At 55.4% G+C, this 520-nt stretch carries 1 protein-coding gene; it reads right to left on the bottom strand.

Annotated features, from left to right (window positions below):
• Window positions 1–490, bottom strand: a 490-nt coding sequence (locus LNV09_RS24645; RefSeq protein ID WP_263559707.1) for a hypothetical protein, incomplete at its 3' end; no start/stop codon positions are given.
• Window positions 491–520: the final 30 nt, after the last annotated feature.

A 520-nucleotide genomic window follows, 5' to 3' on the forward strand; every position in this document is an offset into this window, starting at 1 on the left:
GCGGCCAGCTGGCGGAGGTCCGCTCGAGCGACTGGTTAGCCGGCTCGAATTCGTGACGCTCGCCGTCAATCAGAATGAAATCCGGTATGCCGGCTTTGAATAGAACAACGTTCCCGTGCTCAGCGCGAACGGGGAATAGCAATACTGTGGCACTGGCGATGCTAGGCGGCTCGGAAAATGAGAACCCACTAAATCGCCCCAAATATTTTCCCGCTTCGGAAAATATGAGCAACCGATTTGTAGCGCGGCCGGCAGGACCCCATACGGTGGAAAGGAAGCCGATTTGCAACTGTGAACTATCTTCCGTTGAGATGGTTCCGACGCGTGTGAATTGTTCTTTTGAGAATCCATCTTCCCAAGATCCTGCGGCAGCAGCGCGCGCCTCTCGATAAAGTAGCTCGGCTTTGGCTCCACCAGTAACGATTCGCTCGCCGACTATGCCCGCATGCGTGTCTCGGGCAAAGAGCAGCAGAAGAAGCGCGGCAATCATTGTGGCGAATGCTTGCATTGGAGACGGCTA

Origin of the sequence: Paucibacter sp. B2R-40, assembly GCF_025717555.1 — a bacterium.
Lineage (GTDB): Bacteria > Pseudomonadota > Gammaproteobacteria > Burkholderiales > Burkholderiaceae_C > Paucibacter_A.